The organism is Streptomyces sp. NPDC021225, from assembly GCF_044332865.1.
Lineage (GTDB): Bacteria > Actinomycetota > Actinomycetes > Streptomycetales > Streptomycetaceae > Streptomyces.
On the sequence record NZ_JBIRPV010000007.1, the window covers coordinates 107362 to 124254 of the forward strand.

The 16893-nt window shown below is 70.9% G+C and carries 12 protein-coding genes, 1 tRNA gene and 1 riboswitch; of the genes, 3 read left to right on the plus strand and 10 right to left on the minus strand.

Annotated features, from left to right (window positions below; all coding sequences use genetic code 11):
* Positions 1 to 97: 97 nt before the first annotated feature.
* Positions 98 to 180, minus strand: a tRNA-Leu gene (locus tag ACH4S9_RS29325).
* Between the two features lie 436 nt (positions 181 to 616).
* Between ACH4S9_RS29325 and ACH4S9_RS29330 the strand changes: the two genes are divergently transcribed.
* The 3 genes from ACH4S9_RS29330 to ACH4S9_RS29340 all read left to right on the plus strand — a co-directional run bounded on the left by ACH4S9_RS29330 (position 617) and on the right by ACH4S9_RS29340 (position 5809).
* Entirely contained in the window at positions 617 to 2272 is a 1656-nt protein-coding gene (locus ACH4S9_RS29330) for an IS200/IS605 family accessory protein TnpB-related protein (RefSeq protein WP_398374875.1), read from the plus strand.
* 160 nt (positions 2273 to 2432) lie between these two features.
* A complete protein-coding gene (locus ACH4S9_RS29335; protein ID WP_398374513.1) occupies positions 2433 to 3215 on the plus strand; it encodes an ABC transporter ATP-binding protein in 783 nt (260 codons plus the stop codon).
* 50 nt (positions 3216 to 3265) lie between these two features.
* Positions 3266 to 5809 carry an ABC transporter permease gene (locus ACH4S9_RS29340; protein ID WP_398374514.1) on the plus strand — a complete coding sequence of 848 codons (2544 nt, stop codon included), beginning with the start codon at positions 3266 to 3268 and terminating at the stop codon, positions 5807 to 5809.
* Between the two features lie 254 nt (positions 5810 to 6063).
* On the opposite strand, the gene ACH4S9_RS29345 is transcribed toward ACH4S9_RS29340, so the two are convergent.
* The 9 genes from ACH4S9_RS29345 to ACH4S9_RS29385 all read right to left on the minus strand — a co-directional run bounded on the left by ACH4S9_RS29345 (position 6064) and on the right by ACH4S9_RS29385 (position 16657).
* Positions 6064 to 7389, minus strand: coding sequence for a class I SAM-dependent methyltransferase (locus ACH4S9_RS29345; protein WP_398374516.1), 1326 nt, complete (start codon positions 7387 to 7389; stop codon positions 6064 to 6066).
* Positions 7390 to 7610: 221 nt separating this feature from the next.
* The gene (locus ACH4S9_RS29350) at positions 7611 to 8981 is read right to left on the minus strand and encodes an NAD(P)/FAD-dependent oxidoreductase (protein ID WP_311729375.1); all 1371 of its coding nucleotides are present in this window, start codon (positions 8979 to 8981) and stop codon (positions 7611 to 7613) included.
* 409 nt (positions 8982 to 9390) lie between these two features.
* Positions 9391 to 10332, minus strand: a complete 942-nt coding sequence (locus ACH4S9_RS29355; RefSeq protein WP_358847568.1) for a Ppx/GppA phosphatase family protein — start codon at positions 10330 to 10332, stop codon at positions 9391 to 9393.
* A complete protein-coding gene (locus ACH4S9_RS29360) occupies positions 10329 to 10886 on the minus strand; it encodes a DUF501 domain-containing protein (RefSeq protein ID WP_311729373.1) in 558 nt (185 codons plus the stop codon). The genes ACH4S9_RS29355 and ACH4S9_RS29360 overlap by 4 nt, the downstream gene beginning before the upstream one ends.
* A gap of 60 nt (positions 10887 to 10946) precedes the next feature.
* Positions 10947 to 11459: a septum formation initiator family protein gene (locus ACH4S9_RS29365; protein WP_358847569.1), complete on the minus strand. Its 513-nt coding sequence runs from the start codon at positions 11457 to 11459 to the stop codon at positions 10947 to 10949.
* Positions 11460 to 11550: 91 nt separating this feature from the next.
* Complete coding sequence (eno, locus tag ACH4S9_RS29370) at positions 11551 to 12846, minus strand: phosphopyruvate hydratase (protein ID WP_311729371.1); 1296 nt, start codon at positions 12844 to 12846, stop codon at positions 11551 to 11553.
* 182 nt (positions 12847 to 13028) lie between these two features.
* On the minus strand, positions 13029 to 13739 hold the full coding sequence (locus tag ACH4S9_RS29375) for a transglycosylase family protein (RefSeq protein ID WP_311729370.1): 711 nt from the start codon (positions 13737 to 13739) through the stop codon (positions 13029 to 13031).
* A gap of 1 nt (position 13740) precedes the next feature.
* Positions 13741 to 13909, minus strand: a riboswitch (cyclic di-AMP (ydaO/yuaA leader).
* A gap of 261 nt (positions 13910 to 14170) precedes the next feature.
* The gene (locus tag ACH4S9_RS29380; RefSeq protein ID WP_398374519.1) at positions 14171 to 15166 is read right to left on the minus strand and encodes a transglycosylase family protein; all 996 of its coding nucleotides are present in this window, start codon (positions 15164 to 15166) and stop codon (positions 14171 to 14173) included.
* Positions 15167 to 15331: 165 nt separating this feature from the next.
* Positions 15332 to 16657, minus strand: a complete 1326-nt coding sequence (locus tag ACH4S9_RS29385; RefSeq protein WP_311729368.1) for a cytochrome P450 — start codon at positions 16655 to 16657, stop codon at positions 15332 to 15334.
* Between the last annotated feature and the right edge of the window lie 236 nt (positions 16658 to 16893).

Genomic DNA, 16893 nt, shown 5'->3' on the forward strand with positions numbered 1-16893 from the left:
CACGCGCGCGCGAGCGGCGCGAGGCCCATGCGGGCCCCGCGCGGTGGACGTTGGGCGACCGGACGCGCACTCAGCGTACGGTCGCTGGGACTGGGTGTGCCCGGAACCGGACTTGAACCGGTACGCCCGCGAGGGGCAGCGAGGTTTAAGCTCGCCGTGTCTGCATTCCACCATCCGGGCGCGGCTCCCTCGGGTCGTACGAGCACGCACGTACGTCCCTCCCCGTAGGAGAGCAGCCACGAGCCTATCCGGGGGCACGCCCCCGAACAGCGGATCGACGAACCGAGGTTGTCTTATTTTATTGGCAACTGAGGGCCCATCAGCATCGGGTCGGGGCAACCGCACACACCGGCGCCCATCGGACCTGCTCATATGCCGCACCACGCCCCCGGCAGGGGATTGACGCAATCTCGACGCCCCCGTACGGGGGGTTGTGAGCTGCTGCCGATTGACAGCGCTTGGGCGCGTTTTGGTGTGCATGAGTGAGCACCGGCGACCATGCGGCGGGCCTGGGCTGGAAGGGAATGAGGGTTCTCGCATCGAATGCGTGACTGATGCGGGTGGTGCTCGTTGGGTGTGGTGACGGGTTCTTCGGTACCGGGCGGGGGTGGGAGAGGTGGGCGGGCTGCGCGAGGTGGCGGCGCCGTTCGTGGTGCCCGGCCCGACCGGAGTGGCGATCCGCAGCAGTCTCAAGGGGCTGACCGGGCAGGATGAGAAGGTCCTGCGCCTGGTCGGTGGGCTGCTGGGCTCCCTGGCCTCCCGGGACCTGAAGGCCCGCTGCGCGGCCGGGCTGGATCACGACAGTGACCAGTGGGCGCGGCGCAAGCGGGCTTTGACCGGTCAGTCCTCCTCGCGCTGGGCGGGCAGTGTCACCAAGGCCACGCATGATCAGTGGGCGCTGGCCCGGCGCGGTCAGCTCACGCACATCCAGAACCTCCAGGCGGGCATCGATACGATCGGTTGTCGGCTGTCGCTGCCGGTCGGGTCGAAGGGGTCCAAGGGCTCGCCCGGTGGTTACCGCTCCCGGCAGGAGTGGTTCGCCAAGTCCCGGCGCCTGCACCTGCTCGAGGACCGGCTGGAGCGGGAACAGGCGGCCCGTGAGGCCGGGCGGGTGCGGGTGGTACGCGGTGGAAGGAAGCTGCTGCGCAACCGGCACAACCTCCAAGCCGCCCAGCTGACCGAGGCGCAGTGGCGGGAGCGGTGGGAGGCCGAGCGCTGGTTCCTCCAGGCCGATGGCGAGTCCGGGAAGGGTTGCGGGAACGAGACGATCCGCGTCACGCCGGACGGTGAGGTGAGCATCAGGCTTCCGGCGCCGCTGGCCGCTCTGGCGAACAGGCCCCACGGCCGGTATGTACTGGCCTGCCGGGTCCGCTTCCGGTATCGGGGCGAGCAGTGGGCGGACCGTATCGTGGCGAACCGTGCCGTGGCGTACCGCATCCACTTCGACGTGGGGCGTGGCCGCTGGTACCTGACGGCTTCCTGGCAGATCCCGCCGGTGAAGGCGGTGCCGCTGGAGGCGGCCCGGGCTGGCGGGCTGGTGGGTGTGGACATGAACGCCGACCATCTGGCCGCCTGGCGCCTGGACGCCCATGGCAATCCGGTAGGCGAGCCGAAGACGTTCGGCTATGACCTGTCGGGCAGCGCACCGCACCGGGACGCACAGCTGCGGCACGCTCTGATCCGGCTGCTGCACCGGGCCCAGCGCCACGGTGTGGCCATCGCGATCGAAGACCTGGACTTCCAGGCCGAGAAGACCCGGGAGAAGCACGGCAGGCGCAAGCGCTTCCGCAAACTGATCTCCGGCATGCCCGTGAGCAGGCTGCGCAGCCGGCTGGTGTCGATGGCCGCCGAGCTCGGCATCACCGTCGTCGCGGTCGATCCCGCCTACACCTCCCGCTGGGGCGCCCAGCACTGGCGGCGGCCCCTGACCACCAGGACCCGCAAGACCACCCGCCACGACGCCGCCGCCGTGGCCATCGGACGGCGCGCCCTGGGATGCCCGATCCGGCGACGGACACAACCGCCCCCACAGCACCGGAGCGATGCTGCGGGGCATCGGAGCGTCCAGGCCGCATCGGGCGTCCTGGGGCGTGAGGAAACCCGCCCCCGCATTCCCGGACCACGGACACGATCCGCCGGCGCCGGACGCGGAGCGAAAGCGGGGGACCAGGGGGTACCTCCCAGCGGTAGCTGGGGGAGTGCCCACAACCGTTCGGGGCACACGGCTGAGCACGAGTCCTGGCACCAGGACTCACTCCCGCTCAGCCCCTAGGAACGGTCTCTTCTCATACCCAAGGAGGACCCGGCACCGCGGCATACGTCCCTGGTCCCGTACGGAAACCGGAGCGCGGGCTGATACCCCGTCCCCCTTGTGCTGTGACCATGGGAGGAACGCCCTGATGTCCCCACACCACCCGACAGGAGCCCCCACCGTGACCACGACCCCCTCCGGCGTCCAGGCCGCCGCCGCCCGCGCCACCGCCGCGGCGCGCGCCACGGACCTCACCAAGGTCTACGGGCAGGGCGATACTCAGGTCGTCGCCCTCGACGGTGTCTCCGTCGAATTCCGGCAGGCCGAGTTCACCGCCATCATGGGCCCGTCGGGCTCGGGCAAGTCGACCCTGATGCACTGCATGGCGGGCCTGGACACGGTCTCCGGCGGCTCGGCCCGCATCGGTGACGTGGAGCTGACCTCGCTCAAGGACAAGAAGCTCACCCAACTGCGCCGGGACAAGATCGGGTTCATCTTCCAGGCGTTCAACCTGCTGCCCACGCTCAACGCGCTGGAGAACATCACCCTGCCGATGGACATCGCCGGCCGCAAGGCGGACAAGGCGTGGCTGGACCAGGTGGTGACCACCGTGGGCCTGTCCGACCGGCTCAAGCACCGCCCCGCCCAGCTTTCCGGCGGCCAGCAGCAGCGCGTCGCGGTGGCCCGCGCGCTGGCCGGCAAGCCCGAGATCATCTTCGCCGACGAGCCGACCGGCAACCTGGACTCGCGCTCCGGCGCCGAGGTCCTCGGCTTCCTGCGCAACTCGGTACGCGAACTGGGCCAGACCGTGGTCATGGTCACCCACGACCCCGTCGCCGCCTCGTACGCCGATCGGGTGGTCTTCCTCGCCGACGGCCGGATCGTCGACGAGCTGCGCGACCCGACCGCCGAGACGGTCCTGGACCGGATGAAGCGCTTCGACGCCAAGGGCCGCACCAGCTGATCCGGGCCCGGCGCCCCACGCCCCACGCCACCCTCTTACTTGGACTGACCATGCTCCGTACCGCCTTGCGCAACGTGCTCGCGCACAAGGCCCGGCTGATGATGACCGTACTCGCCGTCCTGCTCGGCGTGGCCTTCGTCTCGGGCACCCTGGTGTTCACCGACACCATCTCCAGCGCCTATCAGAAGAGCTCCGAGAAGGGCTTCTCGGGCGTCGACGTCGCCATCCAGCCGGACAAGTCCGACGACGACTCCGGAAACCCCGGCGCCGCGCCCCGGCTGACCCAGCGCCTGCTCGACCAGGCCGGTCAGGTGCCCGGCACCGCCTCGGCCATCGGCGCCGTCTCCGGCTACACCGCGGTCGCCGACAAGAACGGCGACCTGCTGGGCAACGGCTTCGCCAACACCGGCGCCAACTACTACCCCGGCGCCGACGGCAAGGACCCCCGCTACACGCTGACCGACGGCCGCGCCCCCAAGGCCGCGGGCGAGGTCGCGCTCGACTCCAAGACCGCCGACCGCGGCCACTACAAGGTGGGCGACACGGTCCGGCTGTCGGTGGACGGCCCGGTGCGCCAGGAGAAGGTCGTCGGCGTCTTCACCACCGACGACGGCAATGTCGCCGCGGGCGGCAGCCTGGTGCTGTTCGACACCGCCAACGCTCAGCGGCTGTTCGCCAAGCCGGGTGAGTTCGACGAGATCGACCTGAAGGCCGCCCCGGGCACCTCGCAGGCCGCCCTGAAGTCGGGCGTCGACAAGATCCTCCCCAAGGACGCCGAGGCCACCACCGGTCAGCAGCTCGCCGACGACCAGGCCGCCCTGATCAAGCAGCAGATGAGCGGCATGCAGACCGGCATGCTGGTCTTCGCCGGGATCTCGCTCTTCGTCGGCATCTTCATCATCGCCAACACCTTCACCATGCTGGTCGCCCAGCGCACCCGCGAGCTGGCCCTGATGCGCGCGGTCGGCGCGTCCCGCCGCCAGGTGACGCGCTCGGTGCTGATCGAGGCCACCGCCGTCGGCGCGGTCGCCGCCGTCACCGGCCTGGTCGCCGGCATCGGCATCGGCGCCGGGCTGCGCTCGCTGCTGAACTCCACCGGGGCCACCGTCCCGGACGGCCCGCTGGTCGTCTCCCCGACCGCCATCGCGGTCTCGCTCGTGGTCGGCGTCGTGGTGACCGTGCTCGCCGCCTGGCTGCCGGGCCGCCGCGCCGCGAAGATCCCGCCGGTCGCCGCGATGAACAGCGTGCACGCCGCGCCCACCACCCGCGGCCTGGTGGTGCGCAACACCATCGGCGCCGTCCTGTCCGCGGCGGGCGCGGCGGGCGTGCTGGCCGGAAGCCGCATGGGCAGCGACGGCAAGCTCCCCATGGGCCTGGGCGCGGCGGTCCTGGTGATCGGTGTGTTCGTGCTCACCCCGCTGCTGTCCCGCCCGCTGATCGCGGCCGCCGCCCCCGTGCTGCGCGCCTTCGGGATCTCCGGCAAGCTCGCCCGGCAGAACGCGGTGCGCAACCCGCGCCGTACCGCCGCCACGGCCTCCGCCCTGATGGTGGGTCTGACGCTGATCACGGGCATGACCGTGATCGCGGGCAGCGTCCAGAAGGGCATCGACAACATGGCCACCGGCGCCCTGAAGTCGGACTACGTGGTCAGCCTGGGCGGCTTCGACGGCGTCCGCCCGCTGTCGCCCGACGTGGAGCGGACCCTCGGCAAGCTCGACCAGGTCACCACCCTCAGCCCGCTGCGCAACTCCGCGTCCCGGGTCGACGGCGACACCGAATACCTGACGGGCGTCAACGGCAAGGCCATCCAGGACCTGGTCGGAGTCGACTTCAAGGAAGGCTCCTTCGCCGGGCTCGGCGGCGACAAGGCCGTGGTCGACGACAAGACCGCCGACCGCTACGGGTGGAAGCGCGGCTCGGCCTTCACCGTCACCTACGAGGACGGCCGCAAGGGTCGGCTGTCGGTCGCGGGCGTCTACGAGGGCAACCAGATGATCCGCGGCATCATGCTGGACAACGCCACCCTCACCCCGCACATGCGCACCGTGACCGATATGCAGGTCATGCTGAAGACCAAGGACGGGGCCTCCGAGGCCACCAAGAACGCCATCGAGAAGGCGCTCGGCAACAACCCCGCGATCCAGGTCCAGGACAAGAAGGACATCTCCAACGGCATCGCCCAGTTCTTCACCCTGATGCTGAATATGCTCTACGGGCTGCTGGCCATGGCCGTCATCGTCGCGGTGCTCGGGGTCATCAACACCCTCGCGATGTCGGTCTTCGAGCGGTCCCAGGAGATCGGCATGCTGCGGGCCATCGGTCTCGACCGGCGCGGCATCAAGCGCATGGTGCGCCTGGAGTCGCTGGTGATCTCGCTGTTCGGCGGGGTGCTCGGGATCGGCCTCGGCGTCTTCTTCGGCTGGGCGGCGGGCGAGCTGATCGCGAGCGGCCTGCCCACGTATGAGCTGGTGCTGCCGTGGGGGCGGATGACCGTCTTCCTGGTGCTGGCCGCGGTCGTCGGCGTCCTGGCCGCACTGTGGCCGGCCCGCCGCGCGGCAAAGCTCAACATGCTGGCGGCGATCAAGGCGGAGTAGGGGGCGGGGGGCCCTTTCCCCTACCCGCCCCTTCCCGAAACTGGGGGGCAAGCCCCCAGACCCCCGGACGCCCTTCGGGCGTGTCCTCAAGCGCCGGACGGGCTGACTTTCCGCCTGGACGGGCTTGATTCGCCCGCCAGGGCGAATCAAGCCCGTCCGGCGTTTGAGGACCGGGGTCCGGGGCGGAGCCCCTCACGCGGCGGAGCCGCACATCGACAGGGGCCGGGAAGGGGCGGGTAGGGGAAGCCCCGCTCTCACCCCAGCCAGTCGCGGGAGCGCAACCGCATGCCGGACGTGCCGTCCTCCGGGGTGCGGACCGCCAGGACCTGGTTCACCCCGATGCGGTTGCGCTCGAAGGACAGCGCCGACGCCGCCATGTAGAGCCGCCACACCCGGGCCCGCCCCGGCGAGGTGAGCCGGACGGCCTGCTTCCAGTGGGCCTCCAGGTTGGCGACCCAGCCGCGCAGCGTGAGGGCGTAGTGCTCGCGGATCGCCTCCACGTCGCGCACCTCGAAGCCCGCCTCCTCCAGTTGGGCGACGGTCCGCCCGACCGGGGCCAGCTCGCCGTCGGGAAAGACGTAGCGGTCGATGAACTCGTCGACGTGGTACGCCTCCTCGTCGGGCTCCGGGCGCCGCGCGATCTGGTGGTTGAGCAGCCGGCCGCCGGGCTTCAGCAGGGCGTGGAGGTCGGCGGCGTACTCGGCGTAGCGCGCGGAGCCGACGTGCTCGGCCATGCCGATCGAGGAGATCGCGTCGTACGGACCGTCGGCGATCTCGCGGTAGTCCTGGACCCGGATCTCGACCTGGTCGGTGAGCCCGGCGTCGGCCACGCGCTTGCGGGCGTACGCCGCCTGCTCCTGCGAGAGCGTGATGCCGACGGCGCGCACACCGTACTCGCGCGCCGCGTGCAGCACCATCGAGCCCCAGCCGCAGCCGACGTCCAGCAGCCGCTGGCCGGGCCGGAGCGCCAGCTTGCGGCAGACGAGGTCGAGCTTGGCGCGCTGGGCGTCCTCCAGCGTGCCGCCCTCGGCGGGGGGCCGCTCCCAGTAGGCGCAGGAGTAGACCATGGACGGGCCGAGCACCAGCTCGTAGAAGTCGTTGCCGACGTCGTAGTGGTGGCTGATGGCCTCCTTGTCGCGGCGCAGTGTGTGCAGCGGCCCGCGCCACACACGGCGCGCCTCCTCGCGGGGCGGGGCCGGGGGCAGTGCGGGCCTGGCGAGGCCGATCAGGGTGCGGGCGGCGGAGCGCACCGCGGGATCGCGCAGCGCCTTGAGGGCCGCAGCCGCCTTCGACTGCCGCTGAGCCGCGGGGCCGCGCTCCCACAGCAGCCCGGCCATCAGGTCCAGGGCCTCGTACAGATCGCCCTCGATGTCGAGGTCGCCGGCCACCCAGGCGCGGGCCAGGCCCAGCTCGCCGGGTTTCCACAGGAGCCGGTGCAGCGCCCTGCGGTGCCTCAGGACGAGGACGGGGGTGTGCGGTGGGCCCGCCTCGCTGTGGTCCCAGGCGCGGATCCGGACGGGGAGCGGGGCTCCCAGTACCTCCTCGGCCAGTGCGGTGAGCCGCCGGGCGGCGTCGGCCATGTCACACACCTCCGTGATGGCGAGTCAGGAAGATTCACTCACCACGTAAACACCACGGGTCCCCCGCACAGTCCCGCCGACACGTGTGGAATCGGCAAAGACCATCCGCTCGCAGGCGCACCGGGACACCAGGGCACCGGAAACGGGAAACGCCGAAGGGCGCCCGCCCCACGGATGGCGGACGCCCTTCGGCGTTCAGCTGTGCTCGGCGCGGCCCGGCGTCAGGACGCCTTGGCCTTCTCGGCCTGCTTGGCCGCGGCTGCCGCGGAGACCGGGGCGGCCGCCTCGTAGAACTCCTCGCGGGGGTTCTCCATGGCGCCGAGGGAGACGACCTCGCGCTTGAGGAACATGCCCAGCGTCCAGTCGGCGACGACCCGGATCTTGCGGTTGAAGGTCGGCATGGCCATGCCGTGGTAGCCACGGTGCATGTACCAGGCCAGCCGGCCCTTGAGCTTGATCTTGGTCTTGCCGACGACGATCATCGCGACGCCCTTGTGCAGACCGAGCCCCGCGACCGCACCCTTGTTGGCGTGCTTGTACTCGCGCTGCGGGAAGCCCCGCATGCCCGAGATCACGTTGTCGCCGAGCACCTTGGCCTGGCGCAGCGCGTGCTGGGCGTTCGGCGGGCACCAGGCGCCCTCGCCGACGGCGAGGTCCGGCACCTGGGCGTTGTCGCCCGCGGCCCAGATGTACTCGCTGCCCTGGACCTGAAGCGTCGCCGCGGTGTCCACGTGGCCACGGGGGCCGAGCGGGAGGCCGAAGCGGGCGAGCGCCGGGTTCGGCTTGACGCCGGCCGTCCACACGATCGTGTTGGAGTCGACCTCGAGGCCGTTCTTCAGCACCACGTGGCCGTCGATGCAGGAGTCCATCGAGGTGCCGAGGTAGACCTCGACGCCGCGCTTCTGGAGGTGCTCCAGACCCCACTGGCCGAGCTTCGGGCCGACCTCGGGGAGGATCTTGTCGGCGGCGTCGACCAGGACGAAGCGCATGTCCTCGCGCTTCACGCTGGTGTAGTACTTGGCGGCGTCGCGCGCCATGTCCTCGACCTCGCCGATGGTCTCCGCACCCGCGAAGCCACCGCCGACGAAGACGAAGGTCAGCGCCTTGCGGCGGACCTCCTCGTCGGTCGTGGAGTCGGCCTTGTCGAGCTGCTCGAGGACGTGGTTGCGCAGGCCGATGGCCTCCTCGATGCCCTTCATGCCGATGCCGTTCTCGGCGAGGCCGGGGATCGGGAAGGTGCGGGAGACCGCGCCGAGAGCGATGACCAGGTAGTCGAAGGGCAGCTCGTACGCCTCGCCGACGAGCGGCTGGACGTTGGCGACCTTGCGGTCCTGGTCGATGGTCGTCACTCGGCCGGTGAGGACCTCCGCCTTGGGGAGCACACGCCGCAGCGGGACCACGACGTGGCGCGGGGAGATGCTGCCGGCCGCAGCTTCTGGAAGGAAGGGCTGGTACGTCATGTACGAGCGGGGGTCGACGACCGTGACGGTCGCCTCGCCGTACCGCATCTTCTTCAGAATGCGGCGCGCCGCGTACAGGCCTACGTACCCACCGCCTACAACGAGGATCCTGGGACGCTCCGTGGTGCTCATGATTCGAGTATCCAGCACCCTCCGGGGGGTGCCTCGTGAGCCCCTTCACAAGCTTGTTGAGGGGGTCTGCTACACTCCGCCGCCCCCGTGACACACGCCATACCCGCCGAGGGGAACCACCAGGGTCGCCGACGCGTTGACAGCCCCGCTGATCTGCGCTTGCGAGTGAACGCGGGAGTAGACCACCGGGGTCCGCGGCCTCGCCGTCACACGCCTGAAACAACCTCCGGGAGGGCCGTCCGGCGGGAGCGTCCGCCGAAACCACCCACGAAGGAGTCTCAGCCGTCACACCCGGCGGCCACCAGGCAATTTTTTCATGTGAAGCTTTTCACGAACTTTTTGCCGGGCCCGTCTCCACGGGCCCCTCACACGGGGTCCACACACCCTCCGGGCGGCCCTCAGAGCCCCGTCAGGCGATGCTCCAGGCGATGCCGTCGAGGATGTCGTGCTCGCTCACCACGACCTCCCGGGCCCCGCATCGCTCCATGATCGTAAGCAGCACGAGCGCCCCTGAGGCGATCACATCCACCCGGCCCTCGTGCATCACCGGGATCGCCGCCCGCTCGGCGTGCGTCGAGCCGATCAGCTTGTCCGTGATCTCGCGGACCTGGTCGAGGGAGACGCGCGAGTGGTGGATGGCGGAGGAGTCGTACTCCGAGAGCCCCAGCGCGATGCCGGCGACGGTGGTGACCGAGCCCGCCAGCCCGACCAGACTACCCGCCCCCCGGATCGGCACCGTCTCCTCGACGAGATCCAGGGCCCGCTCGATGTCGGCCCTTATGGCGGCGATCTGACCGACCGCCGGCGGATCGGTGATCCGGCCGTCCACGACCAGATGACGCTCCGTCATCCGCACACAGCCGATGTCCACGCTGCGCGCGGCCCGTACCCGTTCGTCGCCGACCACGAACTCCGTCGAGCCGCCGCCGATGTCCACGACCAGATACGGCCGGGCGAAGCCCTCGCGGTCGGTCAGCTCCTTGGTGGCGCCCGTGAAGGAGAACTCCGCCTCCTGGTCGCCGCTGATCACCTCGGGCTCCACGCCCAGGAACGCCACGACCCCGCGCACGAACTCCTCGCGGTTCTCGGCGTCGCGGGAGGCGGAGGTGGCGACGAAGCGGACCCGCTCGACGCCGAGCCCGCCGATCACCTCCGCGTACTCACGGCAGGCCGCGAAGGTGCGCTCCAGGGCCTCGGGGGCCAGCCGCCCGGTGCGGTCCACGCCCTGGCCGAGCCGGACGATCCGCATCCGGCGGTCCAGCTCGGTGATCCGCCCGGTGGCCGGATCGGCGTCGGCCACCAGCAGCCGGATCGAGTTGGTGCCGCAGTCCACGGCCGCGACGCGGGTCATGCTCTGTCCCCCGCGTCCTCTTCGGCGTCCGTCGCCCCGCCGCACGGCGTCACGCACGGCCCCTTCGCCCACCACTTCGGCAGCAGGGCGATGGCCTCGTCCCCGAGCGGGTTGACGCCGGGGCCCGCGGCGAGGGAGTGGGCCACGAGGACATGCAGACACTTCACCCGGTCCGGCATGCCGCCGGCGCTCGGGAACCCCTCCAGCACCTCGATCGCGTCGCGGCGCGCGAGATAGTCCTCATGGGCCGCCCGGTAGGCGTCGGCCAGCCCGGGGTCGGCGGCCAGCCGTGCCGACATGTCCTTCATCACGCCCTCGGCCTCCAGCGTGCCGATCGCCGAGGCGGCGCGCGGGCACGTCAGGTAGTAAAGGGTCGGGAAGGGCGAGCCGTCCTCGAGCCGCGGCGCGGTCTCGACGACGTCCGGGTTGCCGCAGGGGCAGCGGTGCGCGACGGCGCGCAGCCCGCGCGGCAGGCGGTTCAGCTGCTCCTTGACGGCGGCGATGTCCGCGTCGGTGGGCGCGGTGGGCTCCGTCTGCGGAGGAGGCGTGTCCATGGGTGGGATGTTCTCTTCGATCGGTTCGGACCGGCCGCCCGGGGCGGCCGGTTTCTTCGGTCAGCGCCCGGCGCGGCCCGCGTGGTCCGTCGCGTCCGCCTGGTCGGCTTTATCCGCCTTGTCAGCTTTATCGACGCTGTCCCACATGTTGCTGTACCAGGGGCGGTCGGCCGCGCCCTGGTCGGACGAGCGCTCGGTCTCGCCGCCGCCGTCGACCACGCTGTAGCCGGTCTCCCCCGGCCGCGTGAAGTGCAGCCGCTCGCGGGCCTGCTGCTCGACGTACGCCGGGTCCTGGAGCCTGGCCTTCTGCTCCAGCAGCTTCTTGACGTCCGCGCGCTCCTTCTCGGCCTGGCGCCGCTGTTCGGAGATGTCCGAGCGCTGCGAGATGTACTGCCGCATCGGATAGGCGAGGGCCACCACGAGCGAGCAGACGACCAGCGCGAGGAGCGCGGCCCGGCCGGTGAGACGGCTGCGGCGGCGCCGGATACGGGCGCGGTAGACGCGGGCGGCGGCGTGCTCGCCGAACGCCCTCAGCCTGGTCGCGGTGGAGAACCGATCCCGATCCGCCGGCACGTCGCCTCCCCGGTCATGACTTCGCTGTGTACGCCGTCCCCGGCCACGGTACGGGACCGGGGCCGGGGACGGCGGTCAGACTCGGCGGGGCTCAGCCCTTGACGACCGCGCCCTTGAAGCGCGGGAAGGCGGAGCGGCCCGCGTACACCGCCGCGTCGTCGAGGATCTCCTCGATGCGCAGCAGCTGGTTGTACTTGGCCACGCGCTCGGAGCGGGCGGGGGCACCGGTCTTGATCTGGCCGCAGTTGGTGGCGACGGCCAGGTCGGCGATGGTGACGTCCTCGGTCTCGCCGGAGCGGTGCGACATCATGCACTTGAAGCCGTTGCGCTGGGCCAGCTCGACCGCGTCCAGGGTCTCGGTCAGCGAGCCGATCTGGTTGACCTTGACCAGCAGCGAGTTCGCGGTGCCGCTCTCGATACCGCGGGCCAGCCGCTCCGGGTTGGTGACGAACAGGTCGTCGCCGACCAGCTGGACCTTGTCACCGAGCTGGTCGGTGATCGTCTTCCAGCCGTCCCAGTCCTCCTCGTTCAGCGGGTCCTCGATGGAGACCAGCGGGTACGCGTCGACCAGCTCGGCGTAGTACGCGGTCATCTCGGCGGCGCTGCGCGCCTTGCCCTCGAACGTGTAGGTGCCGTCCTTGTAGAACTCGGAGGCGGCCACGTCGAGCGCCAGCGCGATGTCCTGGCCCGGCTGGTAGCCGGCCTTCTTGATCGCCTCGACGATCAGGTCGAGGGCGTCGCGGTTGGAGCTCAGGTTCGGGGCGAAGCCGCCCTCGTCGCCGAGGCCGGTGGACAGGCCCCGCTCCTTCAGCACGGACTTCAGGGTGTGGTACACCTCGGTGCCCCAGCGCAGCGCCTCGGAGAAGGACTCCGCGCCGATCGGCGCGATCATGAACTCCTGGATGTCCACGTTGGAGTCGGCGTGCGAGCCGCCGTTGAGGATGTTCATCATCGGGACCGGCAGCAGGTGGGCGTTCGGCCCGCCGAGGTACCGGAAGAGCGGGAGGTCGGAGGCCTCGGACGCGGCGTGCGCCACGGCGAGCGAGACGCCGAGGATGGCGTTGGCGCCGAGCGAGGACTTGTCCGGGGTGGCGTCCAGGTCGAACATCGCCTGGTCGATCAGGCGCTGCTCGGTGGCGTCGTAGCCGACGAGCTCCGGACCGATCTGCTCGATGACGGCGAGGACGGCCTTCTCGACACCCTTGCCGCCGTAACGGTTCTTGTCACCGTCGCGGAGTTCGAGGGCCTCGAAGGCACCGGTGGACGCACCGGAGGGCACGGCGGCACGGCCGGTGCTGCCGTCGTCGAGGCCGACCTCGACCTCGACCGTGGGGTTGCCTCGCGAGTCGAGGATCTCGCGAGCTACGACGACGTCGATGGACGGCACGAGGTTCTCCTTCGTATGGGTCTGTCGTTCTCCGGCATGAGCCTAACGGGCCCGGGGGCCGGGCCCGACGAAGCCCCGGCGGGGCGCGCCTCAGGTGGGGGGGCGGCGCGCCCGGCCGGGGCGGTCCTCGGGGATGTCGGGGTCGCGGTCGCCGGGCTGGGGGGAACGGTCCCGGCGGGGGGTCAGCCGAGGTGGAGCTGCTGGCCCGGGTAGATGAGGTTGGCGTCCTCGACGATGTCCTTGTTCAGCTCGAAGAGCTTCTTCCAGCCGCCCTTGACGTGGTGCGCCTCGGCGATCTTGGAGAGGGTGTCGCCGGACTTGACCTTGTACTCGCCGTCGCCCTTCTTGAACGTGTGGCGGGCCTCACCGCGCGCGGCGTGCTGACCCTCGCCGCGGGGCTGCGCCTTCGGCTTGGCGGGCTGGGCGGGCTTGGCAGGCTGGGCCGGCTTCGCGGGCTGGGCCGGCTTGGCAGGCTGGGCCGGCTTCGAGGACTGCGTGGTGGAGCTGGAGGGGGTCGGGGTGCCGCTGGTGGTCAGCCCCGTGCCGCACACCGGCCAGGCGCCCTTGCCCTGCCCGGCCAGGACCTTCTCGGCTATCTGGATCTGCTGGTCCTTGGTGGCCAGGTCGGCGCGGGAGGCGAAGGACGTACCGCCGTACGCGGCCCAGGTGGAGTTGGTGAACTGGAGGCCGCCGTAGAAGCCGTTGCCCGTGTTGATGGACCAGTTGCCGCCGGACTCGCACTGCGCGACCTTGTCCCACTGGGCGGTGGTCGCGGCCGAGGCGGAGGTGGCCCCCAGGATCGGTGCGGCGATGGCCGCACCGGCGACGCCGGCGAGTGCGGCGATGCGGGTGACCTTCGAGGGACGGCGGTGCTTACCCTTGTCGTTACGCATGTTCGTTCCTCACCGACGCCTACGAGGTGAGCTGTCGGGTTCGGACGTGAGTTGCCCGGCCGGACGCGGCTGACCGCGTCCGTCTTCACCCCTAGCCGACCGAGCCCGTCTCCGGGCCGCCGCGGCACCTACCTTGGGTCCCCCGCTCCTGCCTTCGGCGCTGACGCGTCTGGTTCCCCCCGACCGCCGGCAGGACTCGGCGTGACGATCGACGGTGCCCGCGGTAGCGAGCGGGAAGACGTTAAACACACCTTCCGATGAGGTTCAAACCCCCATATCTCAGCGAAGGCGGCCCGATCCGCACCCAGCCGTCCCACATCTACGCAGGTGAGGCCGGGTACGGAAAGATCGGACAGGAGGCACAGGCCGGGCGATGTGACGAGATGTATGTCTCACTGCCGCCAGATCGGGCATTTCACCCCGAACTGCCGCTACCTCGCGCTGAGATCGAGACGCTGACCAGGGTGGATGAGGCCGGGGTTGCCCCCGATGAGCGATTTGTCGCTCTGGTACAGCCGGGCCCAGTCTCCGTTGGCCTCCTGCCCGTCCACGGTGTCTGACGAGGCGTCATCGGTGCGCACGCTGGAGTCCTCGCGGCCGAGGGGCGGAAGCGTGATCTCGGTGCGGCCCTCGCCGCCGCGCGAGGCGTGCCGCCCGGAGGGCCGCGCCTCGTCCGACGCGTCCCCGGACTCGCCCTCCTGGGCGTCGGGTGCGCCGCGGTGGCGGCCGGTGGGCGCGGAGGAGTCCTCGTCGACCTTGTCGCCCTTGGCGCCCTTGTCGGCGCCGGAGGGCGCGCCGCCCTCCCCGCGGGACGTCTCGTCGGCGGCGCGGTCGGAGTCGCCGGACTTGCCGTGGCCCTTCCCGTCGGAAGCGCCATCGACCGCGCTGCCGTCCGCGCCGTCGCCGGTCGCGGAGGGATCCGGCGTCCCGGTCTTGTCGGACTTACCGGACTCCTCCGAGTTATCGGATTCACGGGAGTTATCGGACTGACCGGAATTACCGGACGATTCCCCCGTCTTGGAGTCGTCGATCCCCGTGGGCTCCTCCGAATCCTTGGCCTCCGGCCCGCCCTTGCCGCCGGAGTTCCCGTCCAGCGCGTCGCCGAGGTCGGCGAGCCCGGCACCCAGCGCACAGCTCGGCCAGGCGTCCGGCCCGCGGTCGCCGAGGATCGCCTGGGCGATGGCTATCTGCTGGGAGCGGCTGGCGAGGTCGGGGCGCGGGGCGTACTGCTGGCCGCCGTACTTCTTCCACATGTCCAAGGTGATCTGGAGACCGCCGTAGAAGCCATTGCCTCCGTTGGCGCTCCACATCCCGCCGCTCTCGCACTCGGCGACGCGGTCCCAGGTCTGGGCTTCCGCGGCCTGGGCGCTGACGGCGCCGAAGAGCGGCATGGCGATGCCCGCGCCGGTCACCCCCGCTGCGAGCACGATTGCCGGAGCCTGACGGGGGCGGCGGTGTCGACCGTTCCCGGAGCGCATGCGTTCTGCCTCTCGTGTGGCGGCTGAGTCGTCGGTCGAAACATAGCGACGCCATACGATCATCACAAGCAGATGTATCCCAGGTCACGCAGCGATCACGTGACTGACGTTATGTCACCTATGCCCCGCTCCCGAGGCGTTGCCGGGCCCTGCCGCCGGCCCTGCTTCCGGCCCGACCCCGGCGACCGGGCCCCAGGTCACGGGCAGTTCGCGCAGCCCCCGCATGATCAGGCCGCCGCGCCGGCGCACATCCTCCGGCTCCACCGCGAGCCGCAGATCCGGCAGGCGCCGCAGCAGGGTGCCAATGGCGGTCTGGGCCTCCAGCCGGGCCAGCGGAGCGCCCAGGCAGTAGTGGATGCCATGGCCGTACCCGAGGTGCTGGTTGTCGGTGCGCGAGAGATCGAGCACATCGGGTGCGTCGAAGCGCTCGGGGTCCCGGTCGGCGGCGGCGAGCACCACCAGCACCGGCTCGCCCGCGGCGATCCGCTCGCCGCCGATCACCACGGGTTCGGTGGCGAACCGCCAGGTGGCGATCTCCACCGGCCCGTCATAGCGGAGCAGTTCCTCGACACCGGTCGCCAGCAGCCCCTCGTCCCCTTCATTGAGGGCCCGGCGCAGCCGGTCGCACTGGGCGGGGTCGCGCAGCAGCGCGTAGACGCCGTTGCCGATGAGATTGACGGTGGTCTCGAAGCCGGCGAACAAAAGGATGAAGGCCATGGCCGCGGCCTCGTTCTCGGTGAGGTGCTCGCCGTGGTCACTGGCCCGGATCAGCCCGGAGATCAAGTCATCCGCCTCACCCTCGCGCAGCGACTCCCGCTTGCGGTGGATGAGATCGGCGAGATAGGCGCGGATCCGCTTCACCGCCCGGGCCACCCCGCCGCGCGGCCCGCCCCCGTGACGGATCATCATCCCGGCCCAGTCCCGGAAGTCGTCCTGGTCCTCGCGGGGCACGCCCAGCAGATCGCAGATGGCGTAGATGGGCAGCGGGAAGGCGAACTCATGGATCAGGTCCGCCTCCCCTCTCGCCTGGAAGTCGTCGATGAGGCGGTCGGTCAGCTCCTGGACGCGCGGAGCGAAGGCCGCCACACGGCGCGGCGTGAACGCCTTGGACACCAGCCGCCGCAGCCGGGTGTGGTCGGGCGGGTCGATATTGAGCAGATGCGTCATGAGGTCCGCGCCGCGCTCACCCGGAATGCCCACCTTTCCCTTGGCGTGGGCGACTTCACTGTGGTGAATCGGATTCTTCGACAACCGGGGATCGGCGAGCGTGGCCCGCGCGTCGGCATAGCGGGTCACCAGCCATGCCTCGACACCGCTGGGCAGGGTGGTCCGGTGAACAGGCTCGTGTTCGCGCAGCCAGGCGTACGCCGGATACGGGTCGTCGGCGAACTCCCAGCTGAAAAGGGTCGAGGGGCAGTCGGGGCGGGGCTGGTCTGGCATCCCCCGACGATAAGACCGTCCGGGAGTAGGGAGCGCGGGAGAAGGAGCGGGTCGAGGGCCGAGTCTGGGCGTGCCGCGTGAGGAGAGCGCAGCGGCGCTGCGTGCGACGAGCGCGGTGCGTTCAGGCGAAAGCCATCGGCACGCGACGCCGCGGGCCCTACTGCCGGACGGTCTAAGACAGGTCCCGAATTCGCGATCCCATGGAAACAGGGGCATAAACACCGGGCCATATCCGA

Excerpts from the sequence above, each read along its gene's own strand:
- ACH4S9_RS29340 (WP_398374514.1), top strand. The coding sequence starts at position 3,266 with ATGCTCCGTACCGCCTTGCGCAACGTGCTCGCGCACAAGGCCCGGCTG.
- ACH4S9_RS29345 (WP_398374516.1), bottom strand. The coding sequence starts at position 7,389 with ATGGCCGACGCCGCCCGGCGGCTCACCGCACTGGCCGAGGAGGTACTG.
- ACH4S9_RS29350 (WP_311729375.1), bottom strand. The coding sequence starts at position 8,981 with ATGAGCACCACGGAGCGTCCCAGGATCCTCGTTGTAGGCGGTGGGTAC.
- ACH4S9_RS29355 (WP_358847568.1), bottom strand. The coding sequence starts at position 10,332 with ATGACCCGCGTCGCGGCCGTGGACTGCGGCACCAACTCGATCCGGCTG.
- ACH4S9_RS29360 (WP_311729373.1), bottom strand. The coding sequence starts at position 10,886 with ATGGACACGCCTCCTCCGCAGACGGAGCCCACCGCGCCCACCGACGCG.
- ACH4S9_RS29375 (WP_311729370.1), bottom strand. The coding sequence starts at position 13,739 with ATGCGTAACGACAAGGGTAAGCACCGCCGTCCCTCGAAGGTCACCCGC.
- ACH4S9_RS29385 (WP_311729368.1), bottom strand. The coding sequence starts at position 16,657 with ATGCCAGACCAGCCCCGCCCCGACTGCCCCTCGACCCTTTTCAGCTGG.